The sequence below is a fragment of the Paenibacillus baekrokdamisoli genome (assembly GCF_003945345.1).
GTDB lineage: Bacteria > Bacillota > Bacilli > Paenibacillales > Paenibacillaceae > Paenibacillus_Z > Paenibacillus_Z baekrokdamisoli.
Window position 1 is genome coordinate 3,546,241 of the sequence record NZ_AP019308.1, and the last position, 19,449, is coordinate 3,565,689.

18 protein-coding genes are annotated in these 19,449 nt (G+C 46.3%); 10 read left to right on the top strand and 8 right to left on the bottom strand.

Annotation, left to right across the window (positions count from 1 at the left end; genetic code table 11):
* The first annotated feature begins 111 nt into the window (after window positions 1-111).
* A complete protein-coding gene (locus EKN16_RS15995; protein ID WP_125659117.1) occupies window positions 112-1,374 on the top strand; it encodes a BaiN/RdsA family NAD(P)/FAD-dependent oxidoreductase in 1,263 nt (420 codons plus the stop codon).
* Window positions 1,375-1,416: 42 nt separating this feature from the next.
* Here the strand turns inward: EKN16_RS15995 and EKN16_RS16000 are convergent, their stop codons facing one another.
* The 4 genes from EKN16_RS16000 to EKN16_RS16015 all read right to left on the bottom strand — a co-directional run bounded on the left by EKN16_RS16000 (window position 1,417) and on the right by EKN16_RS16015 (window position 4,559).
* Window positions 1,417-1,995: a DUF1003 domain-containing protein gene (locus EKN16_RS16000; protein WP_232016462.1), complete on the bottom strand. Its 579-nt coding sequence runs from the start codon at window positions 1,993-1,995 to the stop codon at window positions 1,417-1,419.
* Window positions 1,996-2,138: 143 nt separating this feature from the next.
* Window positions 2,139-2,525, bottom strand: a complete 387-nt coding sequence (locus EKN16_RS16005) for a hypothetical protein (protein WP_232016463.1) — start codon at window positions 2,523-2,525, stop codon at window positions 2,139-2,141.
* Between the two features lie 31 nt (window positions 2,526-2,556).
* Window positions 2,557-3,846, bottom strand: coding sequence for an ABC transporter permease (locus EKN16_RS16010; protein ID WP_125659120.1), 1,290 nt, complete (start codon window positions 3,844-3,846; stop codon window positions 2,557-2,559).
* Window positions 3,847-3,857: 11 nt separating this feature from the next.
* Window positions 3,858-4,559: an ABC transporter ATP-binding protein gene (locus tag EKN16_RS16015; RefSeq protein WP_125659122.1), complete on the bottom strand. Its 702-nt coding sequence runs from the start codon at window positions 4,557-4,559 to the stop codon at window positions 3,858-3,860.
* 297 nt (window positions 4,560-4,856) lie between these two features.
* On the opposite strand from EKN16_RS16015, the gene EKN16_RS16020 reads away from it, so the two are divergent.
* A complete protein-coding gene (locus tag EKN16_RS16020) occupies window positions 4,857-5,780 on the top strand; it encodes a helix-turn-helix domain-containing protein (RefSeq protein WP_125659125.1) in 924 nt (307 codons plus the stop codon).
* A gap of 91 nt (window positions 5,781-5,871) precedes the next feature.
* Here EKN16_RS16020 and xylB read toward each other — a convergent pair whose 3' ends face one another.
* Together xylB and xylA are read right to left on the bottom strand one after the other, a co-directional pair.
* Window positions 5,872-7,368, bottom strand: coding sequence for a xylulokinase (xylB, locus tag EKN16_RS16025; RefSeq protein ID WP_125659130.1), 1,497 nt, complete (start codon window positions 7,366-7,368; stop codon window positions 5,872-5,874).
* A gap of 15 nt (window positions 7,369-7,383) precedes the next feature.
* Window positions 7,384-8,697: a xylose isomerase gene (gene xylA, locus EKN16_RS16030; protein ID WP_125659133.1), complete on the bottom strand. Its 1,314-nt coding sequence runs from the start codon at window positions 8,695-8,697 to the stop codon at window positions 7,384-7,386.
* Between the two features lie 166 nt (window positions 8,698-8,863).
* On the opposite strand from xylA, the gene EKN16_RS16035 reads away from it, so the two are divergent.
* From EKN16_RS16035 to EKN16_RS32710, 5 genes are all read left to right on the top strand, one after another.
* The gene (locus tag EKN16_RS16035) at window positions 8,864-9,043 is read left to right on the top strand and encodes a hypothetical protein (RefSeq protein WP_125659136.1); all 180 of its coding nucleotides are present in this window, start codon (window positions 8,864-8,866) and stop codon (window positions 9,041-9,043) included.
* Window positions 9,044-9,291: 248 nt separating this feature from the next.
* On the top strand, window positions 9,292-10,464 hold the full coding sequence (locus tag EKN16_RS16040; RefSeq protein WP_125659139.1) for an ROK family transcriptional regulator: 1,173 nt from the start codon (window positions 9,292-9,294) through the stop codon (window positions 10,462-10,464).
* 389 nt (window positions 10,465-10,853) lie between these two features.
* Window positions 10,854-12,902, top strand: coding sequence for a LuxR C-terminal-related transcriptional regulator (locus tag EKN16_RS16045; protein ID WP_125659142.1), 2,049 nt, complete (start codon window positions 10,854-10,856; stop codon window positions 12,900-12,902).
* A 180-nt stretch (window positions 12,903-13,082) separates the two neighbouring features.
* Window positions 13,083-13,538, top strand: coding sequence for a DUF2269 family protein (locus EKN16_RS16050; RefSeq protein WP_125659144.1), 456 nt, complete (start codon window positions 13,083-13,085; stop codon window positions 13,536-13,538).
* Between the two features lie 24 nt (window positions 13,539-13,562).
* A complete protein-coding gene (locus EKN16_RS32710; RefSeq protein ID WP_197719133.1) occupies window positions 13,563-14,264 on the top strand; it encodes a hypothetical protein in 702 nt (233 codons plus the stop codon).
* Between the two features lie 176 nt (window positions 14,265-14,440).
* Here EKN16_RS32710 and EKN16_RS16060 read toward each other — a convergent pair whose 3' ends face one another.
* Window positions 14,441-14,635, bottom strand: coding sequence for a substrate-binding domain-containing protein (locus EKN16_RS16060; protein ID WP_232016465.1), 195 nt, complete (start codon window positions 14,633-14,635; stop codon window positions 14,441-14,443).
* A gap of 84 nt (window positions 14,636-14,719) precedes the next feature.
* Here EKN16_RS16060 and EKN16_RS33050 point away from each other — a divergent pair, with 84 nt between their 5' ends.
* Complete coding sequence (locus EKN16_RS33050; RefSeq protein WP_221226815.1) at window positions 14,720-14,803, top strand: putative holin-like toxin; 84 nt, start codon at window positions 14,720-14,722, stop codon at window positions 14,801-14,803.
* Between the two features lie 439 nt (window positions 14,804-15,242).
* Here EKN16_RS33050 and EKN16_RS16065 read toward each other — a convergent pair whose 3' ends face one another.
* Window positions 15,243-16,595, bottom strand: a complete 1,353-nt coding sequence (locus EKN16_RS16065; RefSeq protein ID WP_125659147.1) for an ABC transporter substrate-binding protein — start codon at window positions 16,593-16,595, stop codon at window positions 15,243-15,245.
* 265 nt (window positions 16,596-16,860) lie between these two features.
* Here EKN16_RS16065 and EKN16_RS16070 point away from each other — a divergent pair, with 265 nt between their 5' ends.
* Both EKN16_RS16070 and EKN16_RS16075 read left to right on the top strand, forming a co-directional pair.
* Window positions 16,861-17,598: a response regulator transcription factor gene (locus tag EKN16_RS16070; RefSeq protein ID WP_125659150.1), complete on the top strand. Its 738-nt coding sequence runs from the start codon at window positions 16,861-16,863 to the stop codon at window positions 17,596-17,598.
* Window positions 17,591-19,396: a cache domain-containing sensor histidine kinase gene (locus tag EKN16_RS16075; RefSeq protein WP_125659153.1), complete on the top strand. Its 1,806-nt coding sequence runs from the start codon at window positions 17,591-17,593 to the stop codon at window positions 19,394-19,396. The genes EKN16_RS16070 and EKN16_RS16075 overlap by 8 nt, the downstream gene beginning before the upstream one ends.
* Window positions 19,397-19,449 lie beyond the last annotated feature (53 nt).

Consider the following 19,449-nt stretch of genomic DNA (forward strand, 5'->3'; position numbering starts at 1 on the left):
CATAGGACTATAAATTTTACAATCATCAACAATAAATGGTTTTCGACTATTCGTCTTTTGGTTGCACAAAATGATATGATGGTGAAATGAAGCAGAAAAGGAAGATTACAATTGAAATATGACGTTATCGTAATCGGCGGCGGTTCCGCCGGACTAATGGCAAGTGTTGCTGCCAGCTTGAATGGACATAAAGTGCTGCTCATCGACAAAGGAAGCAAGCTTGGGCGCAAGCTAGGCATCTCTGGCGGAGGTCGCTGCAATGTGACCAACAACAAAGAAATAGACGAATTGATTAAGCATATCCCAGGTAACGGTCGCTTCCTGCACAGCACCTTCTCTACCTTTAGCAATAAGGAAATTATTCAATTCTTCAAGAATCTGGGAATTGGACTCAAGGAAGAAGATCATGGCCGCATGTTCCCAATATCTGATAAGGCGAAGACGGTTGTCGATGCACTTGTCAACCAAATCAAGCAGCAGGGTGTCTCGATAAGGACCAACAGTCCTGTTAAGGAGATCCTTTATTCAGAAGGACAAGTAGCTGGCGTTATGCTGCAATCAGGCGAAACGATCGCTAGCCAAAGCGTCATCGTTGCTTCTGGGGGTAAATCAGTACCGCAAACCGGTTCAACCGGCGACGGTTATGCCTGGGCAGAGAAGGCTGGCCATACCATTACCGAGCTATTCCCAACTGAAGTTCCACTCACCTCGAATGAACCTTTTATTCAAAGTAAAGAGCTTCAGGGACTGTCTCTTCGAGATGTCTCGCTCTCCGTCTGGAATCCAAAGGACAAACGAATTATTGAGCATCGGGGTGATATGCTATTTACTCACTTTGGTCTTTCTGGCCCTATAGCTCTTCGCTGCAGTCAATTCGTCGTGAAAGCCCTGAAACAATATCAACTTGGCAACGTCCTTGTATCGATAGATCTTTTGCCTGATAAGCGTGTGGATGAAGTGTACGCAGAGTCGTTAAGACTTGCCGAGGAGGAGCCGAAGAAAGCGATTAAGAATGTGCTGAAGGGCTATATTCCTGAACGAATGATCCCCATACTGCTGGATAAAGCTAAGCTAGCGGATAGTCTAACTTACGATAATATCCCGAGGCAGAATTGGCTGCAATTAGCGAATCTAATGAAGCGCTTGCCCATTCGTGTCTATGGCACGCTTTCGATTGAAGATGCATTTGTTACTGGCGGAGGTGTTAGCCTGAAGGAAATTAACCCTACTACGATGGAATCTAAGCTGATGCGCGGCTTGTACTTTTGCGGAGAGATTCTGGACGTGCATGGCTATACAGGCGGCTATAATATTACTGCTGCTTTCTCGACCGGCTATACAGCAGGTACCCATGCGGTTTCTTCATTAGAATAATCGGCAGCTGCTGCCGCTTTATGGTAAATACTGCGACCCAAGCTAGCTTGGGTCGGCTTTTTTTTGTAAAAGCTCCTGAAGCATCGTCTCTATACGGTTCAACTGCTGCTGCATCTCGACATTTTCCTGTTCGGCCTGATAGTTAATCGCAAAGTCGATCATAGACTCATGCTTATCACGAGCAGCCTGCCGATTCTGGCTCATTAGTATAATAGGAGCCTGGAAGCCTGCAAGAAAAGAAAGGACTAGATTCAATAGAATAAATGGAGGCGCGTCAAAGCGCGGCAACCCCGGAATGCAGTTCCAAATTACCCAAAAGGCTAGAATGCAGAAGAAAATAATGATAAAGTGCCAGCTGCCGCCAAAGCTTGCGATCTTGTCGGCAAGTAGATCAGGCCAAGTGTTTTTCTTTTTCTGTTCTAGACTTAACCTCGATTTAATATTCCCCTTATAATCGTGAATCAGCTTCTCGACACGCTTCATCGTTTCTTCATTTTGCTCATCTACCTGTAATTCATCTTCATCAAGCGTATCAATGATAGAAATCTCTACATCTACATCCACTACATCCACTACATCCACGTCTACCGTTGACCGCCCTTGTTCTTTATCTTTCTTCACAATGAAACGCCTCCTTCTTTCTCCCATTAAAACGAATCCTTATAAGCCGGAAACAGGACCTCATATAAAATTACAAAGAGAGCTGTCCGTGTCGTTTCTAGGGTTCGGACAGCCCTCTGTTAATCAGTTCAGAATGGAAGGGTTCACGTATGCACATCACCGGAGAAATAACCGTAGGACCTATCATCCGGATCGAAGATATCCTCGGATGCGATTAAATCCTCATTCACAACATGCGCCGGAATGGGAATCGTATCCATATGATAAGCATCGTCGGTTATACATGCATCCGTAATCGGGGACTGAGTGGTAAGCCAGCCTCCATGACTTTGCGCAATCTCAAGCGCTGATGTCAAATCACTTCCATCCAGATGAATATGCACATTCTGGCCTTGTTGAATGACTGGCTCATAACCAAGCTCCTGCAGCATTTGTGAAGCGAGTACAGCACTTTTATCGTCACTGAACTGAAATAATAACGCGGTCTCATCCAGCATGGGGGCACTTCCCTTTCTAGTAAATTGTTCCATTCCCTGTATAGAATGCCCTACCCCATGCAGATCATTCAGATGATTCCGATCCCTGCAGCGGTCCACCCTTCTCCTTGGGCTTAAGGAGCATGAAGGCCGACTGAAATTTATTCACGGCTATCCAGATCAGAATGGCGGGTACAGCCGACAATACGCCCCATATTCCGTAGGTCTGCAGGCCGCCAATCATACTAAGCAGCACGACACATGGAACAACAAGCCACATACGCACTTGTTCCGCTGATTGCCTCAGTGCAGAGTCCGACCAGCGAAACTGAGCGACATAAGATTCTGCAAGAACAGCTCGCCAATGCGACTGCACCCATGCGGATAATAATAGAGGTAGGATAACGACAAGGAAAGGCTTCAGCCCGCTTGGTGATAAAGAGATCGCGAGCATTGAAATACCCACAAAGACAAACCACAACCGAATTAAGGATAATCGTCGGATGAACGTTTTAATAATCATCTCGGACAGTATGGTTTCCGCATCGAAGCGTTTGAAAATACGGTTCGATTGACGCAGCACAAGCGGACGGTTCAAGCGGATTCGCGGCTTCCGATCTATGACACCTCGAAGCAGAAGCTGTGTACTGGCAAGCCTTGCTTTATGCTCCTGCTGTACATCGGAATCAAAGGTGTCACTTGCACGCAGCTTGACTCGAATGGTAACGAGAAGAACGATCACACCTATACTTATAGGCACGAATAGCTGTCGCCAATGCTCACCAACAAGCGTAATGGGATAGAAATACGTAACCGCAAGCAGGGCCATGGCTGCAAGCTTACCCACCCATTTGCGCAAGCCAACGAATCTCGCCTCGAGGAGATTGCGCCATAACGAGCTGATCCATGACCAAATCCAGGTATAAATAATCATGCTTACAATAGAAGCTGTAGGCAAATGATGAATCGGCACCAAGAAGGGGAGCAGAAGTACATATACGAGAGCTGTTAAGAATGCCAGCTTGATGGAAGTATAGCCGATTCCCCTTAAGACTAGTCCCCGTCCCCACTTCTTCTTCTGAAGCAGGATCAAGACATCTGCATCTTCCGTAAAGGTACGAAGCCTGCCGATTAGAATGACTACAAGTGGTATCCTCTCTCCTACCCCGATCGGAAGCACCGTTAACCAATGCGGTGGATGCTGCCACACATCAACATATAAGCCGCCACCGATCCATAAACCAGGAATGACCACATACAGCCACACGGTCCAGTCTAGAGCTGTACGCCATACTTTCCACTGTTCATGCCAGAATCGCAGTACCCTCCGGCGGAAGAGCTTCGCGAACGTCCATTTACCCGCTAATGATTCCATTATGCTCCCCCTTAAGTTAACGCATAGAAGCAGTCAGTCAATGGAGCATCCGGGTTACAGCCCGCTTGCTCCCTAACCTGCTCCAGCGTTCCTTGGGCGACAACAGATCCACCATTAATGAGAATGATACGGTCACAGATACGCTCAGCGGTGTCTAGAACATGGGTACACATGAGCACGCCTGCTCCGCGGCGTCTCTCTGCCTGCAGCAGCTCAAGAAAATCCCGCGTAGCACGAGGGTCAAGCCCGACGAACGGCTCATCCACCACATAAACATCAGGCTGCAGTAAGAAACCAATGATAAGCATCATCTTTTGCTGCATGCCTTTGGAGAAGCCAGTTGGAAGCTTGTGACGCTCATCAGAGAGCCGAAATCGATCCAGCATCAGCTCTGCGCGGCGCAGAAAGGTTGGCTCGTCCAATTCATAGGCTGAGGCCGCTAGCTGTAGATGCTCCCAAAGCGTCATATATTCGTACAAGACTGGCTGCTCCGGCACGTAAGCATAGCGCTTCTGCTCACCACTAAAGGAGACTTTGCCCTCAACGTGACGAATCAATCCAAGCAGTGACTTAATCGTTGTACTTTTACCCGCACCATTAGGACCAATTAATCCAACCAGCTCACCAGCCTCTATTGAAAAAGAGACATCGCGAATAACAGGAACGCTGACTTCATAACCTGCTTTCTTGATGTCTACCTCTAATACATTCATTCCCATTCCTCCACTCGGGTTATCTGCTCATGTATACGGCACTTATCGTGCATAAGTTGCCTCATTCCTTTATTGTACATGAAATCGTTGAAAGGATGTTTGTGTCACTCCATAATTCGACTTCATTCTCCCAAATCATACCAAGTTTCTTTCTTTTTCTCCTGCTCAAATGACATTTTTTTGCGGATCGTGAACAATATTTCAGAATTTCAGATAAAAAACTTGTCTTTGTTGTTACAAAAACTTACATTCACTCTTCCTTGACACTCAGAAGGCATGGTATAATTATTTTAGAAGATGAATATTTATGAATGGAGCTGCATGAATTTGTATGACTTATTCACGTTTTCACCGCATCCCATTATTATTATTTCCAGACATCTAAAAGAATGGGTTGTTAAAGATATTAATGCCTCCTTCCAATTATTTACTGCCTATACGAAAGAAGATTTAATCGATAGATCGATCTCTATCTTATCTCATAGCGCGCCCTTTTCTCAGGTATTAACAAGCTTGGCTTCGCTTAAGGAGCAGCAAGATAATACGATGGAATGTGAAATCTCTAGCAGATTCGGCCGGTGCTTGTATGTGTCACTTCAACTTATTCGCGTATATTCAGAAGACGATAGTCTTTATGCCTTAATCCTAAACGATATTACGGAGAAAAAGTGGATCGAGCAGCTTATCTTAGAGCGCAAGGTTGAAGCGTCTCTGCTGCTATCTGCTGAAGGCGTCATTAGCTCTATTAGCCGATACTACTCCCCCGTACGCTTTAACGTCTCTCGAATGGAAGAAGGTTCTATCGCTGATTTCATCCTACATAGGGAAAAATTCAAAATTTATCGCTTCTTCAATACGATGAGGAAATCTAAGTTAGAAGCGGAGCTATCCTTTACGCTTACCTTATTTGGCGATGAATTCACTTCAAGAGTCATCGCGAAGCCCTTCTATCGGACAGATGGTCAATTAAAAGGTTATGCTATTGTGTTTCTGAAGCTTGATTTAATCGATCCGCTCGAGGATCCTTCTTACAAGCTGCGCTTGCTGATGACAGAGAAGAACATTTCGGTCACCCACCTCGCTCAGACGACGGATATTTCTTTGACGACCATATCTAAGATTCGTAATGGCAAAATAAAAAAGCCCCAGCGTCTAACCGCTGATCTCATCGCTGGAGAGCTTGGAGTTGTCCCAGGTGAGATCTGGAGCTGCTTCCGATAATCGCTGTACATATCAAAAAAAAACCGCTGCTTTCGATGACTCGAAAGCAGCGATAAATGGCCAGTACATGATTACAATGAATGCTTGCAGCTTAATTACGGTAAGACTTCAGACTTTCATTCAAGCCCTTTGTTTGGGCATAAACCTCTTGGTAAATTTGGAAAAGCCCCGCATAAGCTTCTACAGCCTCAGACTCAGGCTTGTAGGTAGAAGCAATTTTCACGAATTGATCCGCGCAAGCCTCCAGACTCTCGAACCAGCCGCAGCCATAAGCAGCAAGCATAGCAGCACCAAGACCAGGACCTTGCTCATTCTCAAGAGCAACGACGTCTGCATTGAAAATATCAGCCTGCATTTGCAGCCAAACAGGATTCTGCGCGCCGCCTCCGATAGAGATAATCGTATCGACCGTTTTACCCGCTTGACGGAACATGTGAACAGACTCATTCAGAGAAAACGTAATGCCTTCCATAACAGCCCGTGCAAAATGAATACGCTCATGCGAACCGTCTATGCCAATAAAGCTGCCTCGAATAACTGCATCCGGATGCGGGGTTCTCTCGCCTACAAGATAAGGTGTGAACAGCAGTCCATTCGCTCCAGGACGCACATCCTCCAAACCCTTCAAGAGTTCATCGAATGATTCCCCTTTGGCAAAATTATTCTTAAACCAGCTTAAGCTGTAGCCTGCAGCAAGCGTTACTCCCATTGCGTAGAAGGCATCCTGCTTGCCATGGTTAAAGAAATGAACCTTGCCTTGAAAGTCATTGCCGCTGCCCTGCTCATAGGAAAGGATAACGCCGGAAGTACCGATGCTGCACATCGTCAGACCATCCTTAAGGATGCCCGAACCGATAGCGCCGCAAGCATTGTCTGCTCCACCCGCGAACACCTTGGTTGCTGTGGTAAGACCAGTACTTGCTGCCACCTCTGGCAGCAGCGTACCCGTTTGGGCATGTGATTCCACAAGCGGCGGGCAGAATGATATAGGCAATCCGACTGCTTGAAGAACCGTTTCACTCCATGCTTTGTTCGCAACATCAAGCAGTAAGGTTCCCGCAGCATCGGAATAATCCATATGAAGCTCACCGGTTAACCGGTAGCGCACATAATCCTTCGGAAGAACGAATATCTTCGCTTGTGCGAATATTTCGGGCTCATGCTTACGAACCCATAGAATCTTCGGCAATGTGAAGCCTTCAAGCGCTGGATTACGAGTAATTGTCAACAGCACGCTGCCGAGCAATTGTTCAATTTCGCGACATTCCAGCGTTGTCCGTGTGTCATTCCAAAGGATCGCATTGCGTACCGGATGACCAGACTCATCCAGCAGAACTAGCCCATGCATCTGACCCGAGAAGCTAATACCTTCAATGGAATCGGCCGGAACGCCAGCTGTCTGGACAAGCTCCCTAATAGCTACAAGCGTTCCATCCACCCAATCTGTCGGAAGCTGCTCGCTCCAGCCTGAATGCTCATGGATGAGCGGATATTCGCGTGATGCTTCCGCGATAATCGTACCGCTTTTATCAAGGAGAAGCGCCTTTACCGCACTTGTACCAAGGTCAATCCCAATGACGTAAGACATGTGATTGAATCCCCCTTACACGCTATAGATAACTTCGTTAAGTACCAATTTGATGCGTTCTTGACGACCGGATTCATTCTTGATGCTGTTATTCTCAAGCGCGTATTTCTCAAGTGTGTGAAGAGTAGCTTTGCCTGATACGATCTCAGCGCCGATCCCCTCACGGAAGCTGCGGTACCGATTGTCAATGATATTATCGATGACTTTGTCTTCGACTAATTTCGCTGCGGCTTTGAGGCCCCATGCATAAGTATCCATACCTGCGATATGAGCAAGGAATAGATCATCATCCTCAAATGAACCACGACGTACTTTCGCATCAAAGTTGATGCCGCCTTTGCCAATACCGCCAGCTTTAAGCACTTCATACATCGTAAGCGTAGTTGAATAGAGATCTGTCGGGAATTCATCTGTATCCCAGCCGATCAAGAGATCGCCTTGGTTCGCATCAAGCGATCCAAGCATGCCATTAATAGCAGCTACACGAATTTCGTGCTCGAAGGTATGTCCAGCGAGTGTTGCATGGTTCGCTTCTAAATTCAGTTTGAAGTAGTCTTTCAGATCATACTTTTGTAAGAAAGCAATTGTCGTTGCTGCATCAAAGTCATATTGATGCTTCGTTGGCTCTTTCGGTTTTGGTTCGATTAAGAATTGAGCGCCGAATCCAATTTCCTTGGAATAAGCGATCGCCATGTGGAACAAGCGAGCCAAGTTATCAAGCTCAAGCGCCATATCCGTGTTCAGCAATGTATCGTAGCCTTCGCGTCCGCCCCAAAATACATAGTTCTCAGCGCCAAGACGTTTACCAACTTCAAGGCTCTTCTTCAATTGCGCACCCGCATAGGCATAAACATTCGCATTAACAGTCGTTCCTGCACCATGAACGAAACGAGGATTCGTGAACATGTTAGCTGTGTTCCAGAGCAGCTTCGCTCCCGTTGCTTTCATGTTTTGCTCCATAAGATCTACGATAACATCAAGATTCTTGTTCGTTTCTTGAAGGGATCCACCCTCTGGCGCGATATCGCGGTCATGGAAGCAGTAGTAAGGAATACCGATTTTATCAAGAAATTCAAAGTTTGCTTCAACGCGTGCTTTTGCTTGATCCATCGGATTAGCGTGATCCCATGCACGAACGGCTGTGCCAGCACCGAACGGATCTGCGCCTGATGCAGTGAATGTATGCCAATAAGCAACTGCGAAACGAAGATGCTCCTCCATTGTTTTGCCAAGTACGACTTCATTAGGATTATAGTGTTTGAATGCAAGTGGATTGTCTGAGTTTTTACCTTCATAAGCGATCTTGCCAATGTTTTTGAAATAGGTCATTTGGTGTGAACCTCCTAAAATGTTGTGGGCATCGCCCAAAGTTATGAAAACGTTCTTATTGACTATCTTATCATCACATAACTTGGTTTGTCTATTAAACAAAGTAAGTTATTTTGTAAAAACTTTTGGTAATAACATTAAATTAATTGCTTGATAAATTGGAAGCATGGTGCGTAGAAGCGCGCTGCGCGGGCGGATCATTCTTAGTGCAGCCCGCTGCGCGGACGGATCATTCTTACGATCGCTGTTGTCTCCCTATTTCTTGATTCTATCCCTTAGAGGGAGAAATAAGGAGACAAAGGCGAGCGCTATCGCTTCTTCAGAACGATTCCGTCCGCTTCGCTAGGTACTTCGTGATTGTAACCACTGATTAGCACTGATTAGCACTGATTAGCACTGATTAGCACCGATTATGATTTAGAGCCAACTTTTTTAACTAAACTCCCCCCATTCCATCTTTTTCCATCATTTGGTATCGTACTTATTCAGTCCTCCTTATTGCCATCGGATGAAACATCGCTGTAATTTCCTTCGCGCTCATGGTAAAATCGTACCCATATCGATCTAGAGGAACGGACGGAGGAAACGAAAGGCATGCAGAAGACTGGCGATTTGGCCCTCGTTAAGCAAATTAATACGGCAATCGTGCTGGAGGCGGTTCTGAAGAACGCGCCTCTATCACGTGCTCAAATATCGGAACGAACCGGGCTCAACAAAGCGACTGTATCCAGTCTCGTTCAGGATCTCATCCATAGCGATCTCGTTATTGATATCGGTCCTGGACAATCCAGCGGTGGCAGGAAGCCCTTCCTCCTGCTGTTCAATTCACGCGCAGGCTATGCCATTGGTGTTGACCTTGGGGTTAATTATATTCGTGGCGTTCTTACAGACCTGGAAGGTGCAGTCATTCATGAGTACGAGCTGCCCCTTAAGACCCATGATGTGGATAAAGTCCAACAGCAGCTTTTTACTTGCATCGAAAAGCTCCAAGCCACAATTCCAGAGAGTCCTTATGGCCTTGTAGGGATTGGGATTGGCGTTCCCGGGCTAGTGGATGAGACGGGTACGATTCTATTCGCCCCCAATCTAGCCTGGAAGCAAGTCCCGCTTCAGACCATAGTAGAGGACCGGTTTGGTGTTCCGGTCATCATTGATAATGAGGCCAATGCTGGCGCGCAGGGAGAGCAAAGATTCGGAGCCGGTCGAGGCATAGCGAATCAAATTTATGTGAGTGTCGGGATTGGGATCGGAACCGGCATTATCCTGAATAAGGAGCTCTATAAAGGAGCCTCGGGATTCTCCGGTGAGCTTGGTCATCTGTCCATTGAGGTTAATGGCAAACCTTGTCGTTGTGGCAATCAAGGCTGTTGGGAGCTTTATGCTTCAGAGAAAGCCTTGCTTGAGCAAGCGGAAGCCATTGGATTTACAGAATTGGATACATTAATCGAAGCGGCAAAAGAAGGCAACGAGCGTGTTCTCGCCCTATTTCATAGCATCGGGGAATATCTGGGCGCGGGCATCGCTAACATTGTCAATGTGTTTAATCCCGATCTCGTCATTATCGGTAACCGGATGAGCCGGGCAGAGACATGGCTGTCCCCTGCTGTTCGTGACACGGTTGCACGCCGTTCACTTGGCCAGCATCATAAGCGGCTCAGTATTCGATTCGCGGAATTGAATGACCAATCCGCCGTTCGAGGGGCAGCCTACTATGCCATAAGTCGATTCTTCATTAAGATTAAGAGCGGAGAACCGTACAATATGTAGGGCGAAATTATTACTTCATTATGATATGAAATCGGCATATAAGGAACTGAAAACGCCTATCGCTACAGGACCTTTATTTCGAAGCCACCCCCAAAGGTTGAATAATTGATGCGATAAGAATATCGAAAAGAAGTACTGGCTTTCACAATAGAATAATATATATACTTCACCTGAAGTTGGTAATGGAGCTGATCTTACCGGAAGAAGCATATTGTTAAGAGAAACCCCGATCCCGATAAGGACAGAGACTTAGGAGGTGCGGTATGAAGAAAACAATAGCAATTTTGCACGTAAAAGGCAGAAGATCGTAAGTTGAATTGCTGTTTTACCGGACGGCAGTTCTGCAGGAATGAACACATAATCATGTCATTCGAAGGTAGGTATATCCTATGTATGATGGCAAGGTGAAGGTAGGCCGTCCCGAGGAACGCATAGCTGTCCAGATTGACCAGCTAGAACGGCATTATTTGGTAGGGCGGGACATCGAAATTCAGTATTTCATGCAGCAGCTAACAGTCGGCGGACAACAGGGACGGATCTTGAATCTCTATGGTACCGGTGGCGTAGGAAAAAGCTATTTAATCGACGAGTTCCGTCGGCTGGCGGTGAATGTGAATGCCGCCTTTCTGTTGATGGACAGCCGCGGGTTCTCTCATACACCGCAGGACTTCTGCACGCAATTGTTGCGCATGCTCGGCTATCCGATGGTGAAGCTGCAGCAGATCGCTGAGCCGCAGGCGTTTACAGAGCTATGCCATGACATCCTGAGGGAAAAGGCGGTGAATCAGAAGCTTGTCCTCGCCTTAGACAATTTCGAGGACATGGGTGATATGGAGCTCTGGCTGAGAGAGGCATTCCTCCCACAATTGAAGCCGGAAATCCTGATTCTCATTGCGGGAAGATTGCCCTTGCAAGGCATATGGCTCAGTTCTCCGGCGTGGCGCCATTGGATACACCGAATGCCCATTGGGGATCTGGATTATTTCTCCGTTAAGCAATATCTGGAGCGCTCGGGCATTTCTCAGGACGCGATGATAAAACAAATTTGGATGAAAACTAGAGGACATCCGCTCACATTGTCCTTGATCGTCTCGACGACGATGGTTCAGAACATTCAAGGCTTGGAATTGGTGGATGGAACCGAAGTGTTCGAACATATCGTGAGCATTTGGCTAAAAGAGGTTTCAGACGACAATCTTAGAGAGCTCGTAGAGACCGTAGCTGTACTTCGGCATTTTAACCAGGAGCTGCTCTCCTATGTATTGGATCGGCAGGTAAAGACGGATTTATTCCAATGGCTGATCGGACTCTCCTTCATTCGGAGAGTGGATAGGGGTTGGATCCTTCATGATTTGATGCGGGATGCCATCGGCCATGAGCTGCGTTTGCGCCAGCCTGAACATTACGACTGGTTATGGAAGCGCTGCATTATGTATTACTACAGCAGGATGACCAACCCATCCAAGAGAAAGACGATCGCTTGGGAAGGCGTCGAATGGTACTATTATATCGGCGATCATGTTGTCCGCAATTTCTGTTTTCAGAAATTAACTCCGCATCCCCTGGAGACGTTGAATCCGTCCAATTGGGCGGAGGCAGAGCAGTATTTGGAAAATCGTCACAACAATCTGAAGGAAGCTTGCCTTCCTCTCCACAACCCGGACACGGGCGAGAGGTTCGAGTATATGATTTCTAAAGAAGAATCTTTTTACCCGATTAAACATATTCATCTTCAAGAGCTTTACGAGCTCGATCCTGACATTGTTAAGCTGATGAGAGATCCGCAGGGGGCAATATGCGGTCTGACGGCAATCATTCCGATTCATACAGGAACACTTGACTACTTGCTAACTCACCCGCCGTCATCCGCTTATTTCCAAAGTCTTCCGGATCATAGGTTAAAGGAACTCCGGGTGCCGAAGGAACATATTGCGGGTTATTTTGTGAAAACGGTCGATGTGACGGATTTTGAGGACGTGGCGATACGTACAACTGCAGGGCTATCATTCATCTCACTTATTTCTTCCGGTTATGTCGTGACTGGTCCTCCGGATCTCTCTTTCTTAAAGGAATTCCATCTTAGCTTGGGGTGCGAGCAGGTGAAAAACGTTGCACATTATGATTATGACATTAACACTCCTACGCCCTATTACGTTCTCGATACGAGGGGCAGCAAGCTGCAGGATTATTTGAACAAAATGATAGCGTCCTTCGGCCTTGTAGATCATTCCAAGCAGCAGAATGATGGTATGTCGATGCTATCCGAGCGGGAAAAAGAAGTGGTAGAACTGCTGGTGAAAGGTTATACGAATCAAGAAATTGCGGCGGACTTGTATATTACAGAAGTAACGGTCAAGAAGCATTTGACAGCGGTATTTCGGAAGTGGAATGTCAGGAATCGAACGCAACTCGTTAACAGCTACTTGAAAAGAACATAATCGTAAGGAGACAACCTTTCTTTCGGGAGAGAGCTTGTCTTCTTTTTTTATCTGTGAGGAGAACGAAGGTATACCCGAATTCGGCTATTTTGCTACGTTCGTATAATAGAATGAGCAAAAGCAAGGTGGTACTCTTAATTTTATCAAATCAAAGTAGTTTAAAAAGGAGGAAATCGGGTAGTGAAATGGTTGGTGTTGATTCATGTATTATCGGCGATTATTGGTGTTGGTCCAACATTTTTCGGACACGTGTTGGTTAGGAATAACCAAACGTTGGAACAATTGAGACACTCCATGAAACTGGCTCGTCTGCTAGACTTTTTTCCGAAAATCGGGGGCTCTATTGCGGTGATCTCAGGTATTCTGCTCATCTCGCTGAACAACTACGGTTCTTACAAGCAGATGTGGATATTGGGATCGCTTATACTCTATGTCCTGATCCAAATCCTCGTGATCGGCTTTGTAGCTCCAGCGCAAAAGCGTGTCAGACAATGGGTGTTCGATGCCAAGAACTTAAGTAAAATTGAACTTCCTCAAGAGCAGAGGGTCAACCTCTCAAGAGCGAATACGATGCTTTATGCAGCTTCGGTAATGGGCTTGGTATTATTCGTATTTATGATTATTAAACCTAATTAATCGAGAAAATTGGAGTGGAATGCTATGAAAAAGATTATGTTATTGGCTGTTAGTCTGTTCATTCTAATGTGCGGCAGCGTATCGGCGCACGGAATAACAGCGAGTGAGAAGAAAAGCGATGGATTGACCATCAAGGTCAACGGAGTCGAAGTGATATCCTCGGCGAATCATGTAACGACCGATGGTAAAACGTATGTGTCCGTTCGAGCTTTCGCTGATTTGTTCGATCGTACTTATACCTTGACCAAAGGGAACAAAGACGTCTTTTTTAGCGGAACAAAGATTTCAAATATACGCATGAAGCAAGATGAACCGACGGCCTGGATCCGTGATTTGGCCAATGCGGTCCACGCCCAGCAAGTCAGCTGGGACAGTAAGCAGGAAGTGTATGTACTGGCGCTTCCCGAAGGAACGATCAAAATATCCGGGAGCGTACCTGCCATGGGTGAGCATTGGTCGAATCCGCAAGCAGGAGACCTCCCGACCGGACCGATCTTCGGCGTACACGATGGAAAACTGGTGTTCCTTGAATATATGGTTGCTCAGGACGATTTTATAAAAGGAGTTAACCATACCAACATAGCTGGTATGAAGGGGGTCCCGTCACCCCCTGTCGTGCAAGTGGATATCGAGTTCCAAAAGGATGGGCACGAAGGTTTCGAAGTTCCGCACTTCGATATTCATGCATACTTTATTACCGACGAAGAGCAGCAGAAAATAAAATAATGTGCAATTGACGGGGTCAGCCTATTAAGTTATCAGGGGCTGACCCCGTTTCGTATTTGGGATGAGTAAAATCCACCGTTTTTTTGCGGTGTATACCAGCACAAAAACAGCAAGTCCCATTGTAAGGGAACTTGCTGTTTAGTCTCTTACGCACTACTTGGGTTGCGAGTTACGAACTAAGGCCGACCCTTCTCGTTGCCTGCTCTCTTCCTGCTGGATAAGGCAAGTTCGGTGGATGGTTGGCTGATGGTATCTAGAGACGGATGGTAGTATTCAGCCATCTCGATGCCATCAAAGCCGATGATGGAGATATCATCGGGGATACACCATAATATGCAGCTGCCAAGTTGTCCCAAATTGGCAATAGACATGCGAACATGTGTTCTGTTATAATGGGGAAGCGATGAATGGCTTGCAAGGGCGGTCGGCTAGTCTCTCGGAGGGGAGGTGATGCCATGGAGGTACAAGACGCGTTGGCGCTGATGTTTACGTTCGGCATGTTCATTCTCGCGCTGCTCACTTACCTCAAAAAAAAATAGACCGCCCCTCGCAAAGGTATGCGGTCTATCTTTGAACTCATAACCTGAATCTGCCTCCCGCCCTTAGAGCGGTTAATCGCGCGAGGAGTCGGTTGGCGCCGGCTCCTTTTGCTTGTTAGTAAACCATTACCACTACTATACCATATTGTTGTTTAGGTTGAAAATATGCAAATTCAGTTGCTTGTCTAGATTCATATTCCGTTATTCCATCTCATCCAATCAGGGAGTATTATTCATCCAAATATAATCCACGTTCATCGTGCCAGTGGTCGAAAAAGGATCGAACCTTAGCTTCGACAGGAGAAATGCCAACGGTTCTCTTGAACACTTTAGCAAAATGATTCTGATAGTTAAAAACCAACCGCGATTGCTATATCGTGAAATCGAGCGAAACACTAGCTTTCTCTATATACCGGCGCTTCGCCCCGTTCATTCTAAATTATCCAGCCTTCAGCTCAGCCAGCTTCTCATTCAGACGCTGAATCAGCTCATCGGCTGCTTCTTCAGGTGTTGCTTTCTTGAAACCGACCTTCTGAATAATGTCAGTTGTAATACTATAAATTTCGTTGTTCGCTTCGACGGAATTCTCATTTGAGCCTTTCGTTGCTGTAGCAATCTGGATACCTTTGGCAACGAGTGGATCCATCATTTTGACATCCAGCAGCTGTGTTCTTGCACCCTTGGTTGCAGGCACACCGCGAACCGTACCCAGTGTCTTGATCGCTGCAGGGTCGTGATAGAAGAAGTTCAAGAAGTCCAGTGCAGTCTCTTGATTCTCAGAGGCTGCATTTACCGCGATCAGCTGCGAAGGACGTATAACAACGCCTGTGTCCGCAGCGCCGACAAGAATCGGAGCTTGGACAACATCAAGTGTGCCCTTCGTCGTGCTTTGATAGTTTTCCAGTTCGCTCACTTGGTCGATGTAACCCATCAGCTGGCCATTTGCCCACTTCGGATTTTGGGATGGATCCTCATCAAATGGCAATATATCTTCAAATGGCTCAAGCACATGGCTTTCTTCCATTTTCAGCAGCAGTTTGAACGCATCGACCGCATCCTGCTTCGTAAAGCCAAGTTTGTAATTTTGGTTAATCCAGCGCTTGCCTGTATGCTGAACGGTGTATTTTCTCAAAATGTCTGCTATATTGTGCAGCCCGGCGTTAAGCAGGTAAGCTGACTTGTCGACCGACTTCAGCTGCTCTCCGTAAGCGATCAGCTTGTCCCAGTCCAACTTCTCATCTACTTGGATGCCGACTTTGCTCATGGCATCTTTGTTATAGATCATGACATCACCGTTCACGCCTGTTGGCAACGCTTGCAATTTGCCATTAACGACTGAGAAGCTATCTAGGAATGACTGATCGAAGCCTGCAACATCAAACTTATCTTTCAAATCTACGAATACATCGGAATGACTAGTCAGATCAGCAAGCCAAGGCTGATCGATCTGGATAATGTCCGGCGCTGTATTCAACGAGAGCTGCGTGACCAGCTTCTGATAGTAGCCGGCATAACTGCTGTATTCGGCTTCAATTTTGACGTTCGGATGCTTCTTCATGTAAAGATCAATGACTGCAAGCGTCGCTTTGTGATGCTCATCGCCGCCCCACCACGAGAAACGAAGCGTCACCGATTCTCTCTTTGCGTTTGTATTCCCCGCTGCAGCTGTCTCATTAGCTGTGTGCTTTGCTATGTTATCAGCGGTGTTCCCGCTTGAGTATCCTACTATGCTGCCTGCAAGCAATATGAGTGCGAAAGATATAGTCCACCCTTTTTTAAACGTCTTTTTCACTTAACCGTCCCCCTGTGATGCCGCTTTCATACAACGTGAATACTTGTTGTAACTTCATTTTAGAACATGTTGAAGCGGATCTCTACTGAGGGAAGGTGACAATTCCTATCTTTATATGCGTATTTGAAAGTTGGAAGTCTATCTATTTTTATCTTAGTTATCAAATTTCGATTTTTCACTTTATTATTCTGTTTAAATCACACAATATGGTGTATACTTTCAGGAAGTTTCACCATCCTTGGAGAAGTATTTAGGAGGCATCCCGATGTACAATTTAATGATTGTCGATGACGAAATCGAAATCCGTACCGGTTTGAAAAACTATTTTCCATGGAATGAGATTGGCTACGAGGTTGTATGTGAAGCGGAGAACGGTCGTCAAGCCTTGGAATTGCTGAAAGAGCAGCAGGTTGATGTTATTCTTAGTGACATTATGATGCCGATAATGACGGGTCTTGAGCTTGCCAAGGAGCTGCATGACAATGAGTCCGCCATCAAATTAGTGTTTCTGAGCGGATACATGGACTTTCAGTATGCCAAGCAGGCCATGATCTACAGCGTTAAGAATTATCTCGTGAAACCAACTGTCTATAAAGAGCTGGTTGAAGTATTCCAAGGCTTAAAGATGGAAATGGATAAAGAACGCAGCAAAGCCGAACCGCGATCCGTTGAAGTAGATCCGAAGCAGGAAAACCGCTATATTTCAGCCATAAAAAAGTATATTGATGAGCACTACACGAACGTCACTCTTGAAAGCGCATCCAAACATGTCCATTTGAACCACTCCTACACAAGCAAGTTGTTTAGGCAGCAGACCGGTATGACGTTCATGGACTATGTCATTCAGGTCAAAATGCAGAAGGCAGCCGAGCTGCTGTCTAACCCGATTTATAAAACCTATGAGATAAGTGAAATGCTTGGTTATACCAATCCGCATAATTTCACCCGCTCCTTCAAGCGAGTCTTCGGGAAAAGTCCAAGAGATTACCGCAATCATGGATAAGAAGCTCCGAACTGTCCATCGCTCCATGCGTCATCAGCTGCTCTCCTTATTGATTCCGATGCTGATTCCGATGCTGGTCCCGCTGCTGATCCTGGGCTCGCTCTCGACTTTTCTCATTAAACTCTATATTCAAGGTCAGATTGATACCAATAATAAAGCACTCTTATCCCAGACCAAATCCTATATTGAGCTTTCCTTCCGCGAGGTGGACTCGCTCAGTACGAACTTCTCCGCAAATCCGGGACTTACCGTAACGATGAAGGATATTTTGAAAACAGGACAGTTCACAGACAGCAACTTCGATCTGCTTAAGGTCATTCGCAATTTTGTCGATTCAACCGTTTATGCGAACCCGTTCATCTACTCCGTCTATATCTATTTCGATAACGATGACCAGCGATTCTTATCCTCGGTAACCGGTTTGAATACGGCGGATAAATTTTATGATCATGACTGGTACGCGCTGTATAAGAATCATTCCAACGAGCGCGTATGGACAGAAAACCGCATTGTGAAGGGGCGGGCCCCCGATAAAGGAACACGCATCATCTCCATCTACAATAGACTGCGCCTTGCAAGCGGCGGCGGTGTTGTCGTCTTGAATGTGAAAGCCGATTATATTGAATCGCAGCTGCGCCAACTGCCCGCCATCGACAGCCAGTGCATTCTTCTTATGGATGAACACAACCGTATCATTGCCAAGAGCGCGGATCTGGATTACCTGAAGTCATTCAAGAATGACGTTTGGACCAGTAAGGATCCCCTCCCCGAGGAAATGAAGATCGACGGCCGTACGTACAAAGTCGATACGCTGTCGTCATCACGCTTTGGGTGGAAGTACGTATCAATTGTACCCAAAGCCGCACTGTATTCACTGCCCAACAAGCTGAGTATGCTGACCGGACTGCTGCTGCTCATTTCCACCTTGATCGGGCTTTTTCTCTCTTATTCCTTGTCAAAGAGAAAGAACCAGACGCTTCAAACGGTCGTTTCCATTCTTCATGCCGCTGAACACGGAACACCGCTGCCGCAGGTGGCTCACGGTGCAAAGAGCGATATTTACGGCTATATTACCGAGAATATCGTGAAGAAGTTTATCGAGAACGAGTTCCTGACCGTTCAATTGTCCGAGCGAAAGTACAGATTGCAAGTGATGGAGTTTATTGCGCTGCATGCTCAGCTTAATCCGCATTTCTTATATAACACGCTGGAGACGATCTACTGGAAAGTTGCAAGCTATACGGGCAAGCCGAATGAAGCCAATGAAATGATAGAGAATCTCTCCGGGGTGCTCAGATACTCCTTAGACAGCTCCGTGCACTTCGTGCCACTGCAAGAGGAAGTCAAGAACACCATGCGTTATGTGGACATTCAGAATATCAGGTACAAAGAGAAGTTCGATGTGATCTGGCAGATTGACGAGGCCGCAGCTTTCTGTAATGTCATGAAGCTAATTTTGCAGCCGATCCTTGAGAACAGTATTATTCACGGTGTTCGGATGAAAACCAGCAAAAGTATCATCCGCATTAAAGCCGAATTAATTGGAGATCATATGCGGCTGACCGTAACGGACACCGGTGTAGGGATGGAGAAGCCGCGGCGGCAGGAGGTTGTGGCCAAGCTGGCCTCCGAAATCGAGGGCGGACGGCATATTGGACTACTAAATACGCATAAACGACTCACGATTCGCTACGGTGAACAATACGGCATTAAGATTCTCAGCAAGAAAGGTTTGGGAACCTCCATCAGTATGACTTTCCCAGTACAGAAGCAGATGGAAACGGTATACGAAAGCTAGTCTACGTCCGTTTAAACATTATACAAGAAGAAACGACTAATGCCGTCCTTGGC

Excerpts from the sequence above, each read along its gene's own strand:
- EKN16_RS16075 (WP_125659153.1), top strand. The coding sequence starts at position 17,591 with ATGGATAAGAAGCTCCGAACTGTCCATCGCTCCATGCGTCATCAGCTG.
- EKN16_RS16045 (WP_125659142.1), top strand. The coding sequence starts at position 10,854 with ATGTATGATGGCAAGGTGAAGGTAGGCCGTCCCGAGGAACGCATAGCT.
- EKN16_RS16060 (WP_232016465.1), bottom strand. The coding sequence starts at position 14,635 with ATGTCTATTGCCAATTTGGGACAACTTGGCAGCTGCATATTATGGTGT.
- EKN16_RS16040 (WP_125659139.1), top strand. The coding sequence starts at position 9,292 with ATGCAGAAGACTGGCGATTTGGCCCTCGTTAAGCAAATTAATACGGCA.
- EKN16_RS16070 (WP_125659150.1), top strand. The coding sequence starts at position 16,861 with ATGTACAATTTAATGATTGTCGATGACGAAATCGAAATCCGTACCGGT.
- EKN16_RS16015 (WP_125659122.1), bottom strand. The coding sequence starts at position 4,559 with ATGAATGTATTAGAGGTAGACATCAAGAAAGCAGGTTATGAAGTCAGC.
- EKN16_RS16010 (WP_125659120.1), bottom strand. The coding sequence starts at position 3,846 with ATGGAATCATTAGCGGGTAAATGGACGTTCGCGAAGCTCTTCCGCCGG.
- EKN16_RS16020 (WP_125659125.1), top strand. The coding sequence starts at position 4,857 with ATGAATATTTATGAATGGAGCTGCATGAATTTGTATGACTTATTCACG.
- EKN16_RS16005 (WP_232016463.1), bottom strand. The coding sequence starts at position 2,525 with ATGGAACAATTTACTAGAAAGGGAAGTGCCCCCATGCTGGATGAGACC.
- xylB (WP_125659130.1), bottom strand. The coding sequence starts at position 7,368 with ATGTCTTACGTCATTGGGATTGACCTTGGTACAAGTGCGGTAAAGGCG.
- EKN16_RS33050 (WP_221226815.1), top strand. The coding sequence starts at position 14,720 with ATGGAGGTACAAGACGCGTTGGCGCTGATGTTTACGTTCGGCATGTTC.
- EKN16_RS32710 (WP_197719133.1), top strand. The coding sequence starts at position 13,563 with ATGAAAAAGATTATGTTATTGGCTGTTAGTCTGTTCATTCTAATGTGC.
- xylA (WP_125659133.1), bottom strand. The coding sequence starts at position 8,697 with ATGACCTATTTCAAAAACATTGGCAAGATCGCTTATGAAGGTAAAAAC.
- EKN16_RS16035 (WP_125659136.1), top strand. The coding sequence starts at position 8,864 with ATGGTGCGTAGAAGCGCGCTGCGCGGGCGGATCATTCTTAGTGCAGCC.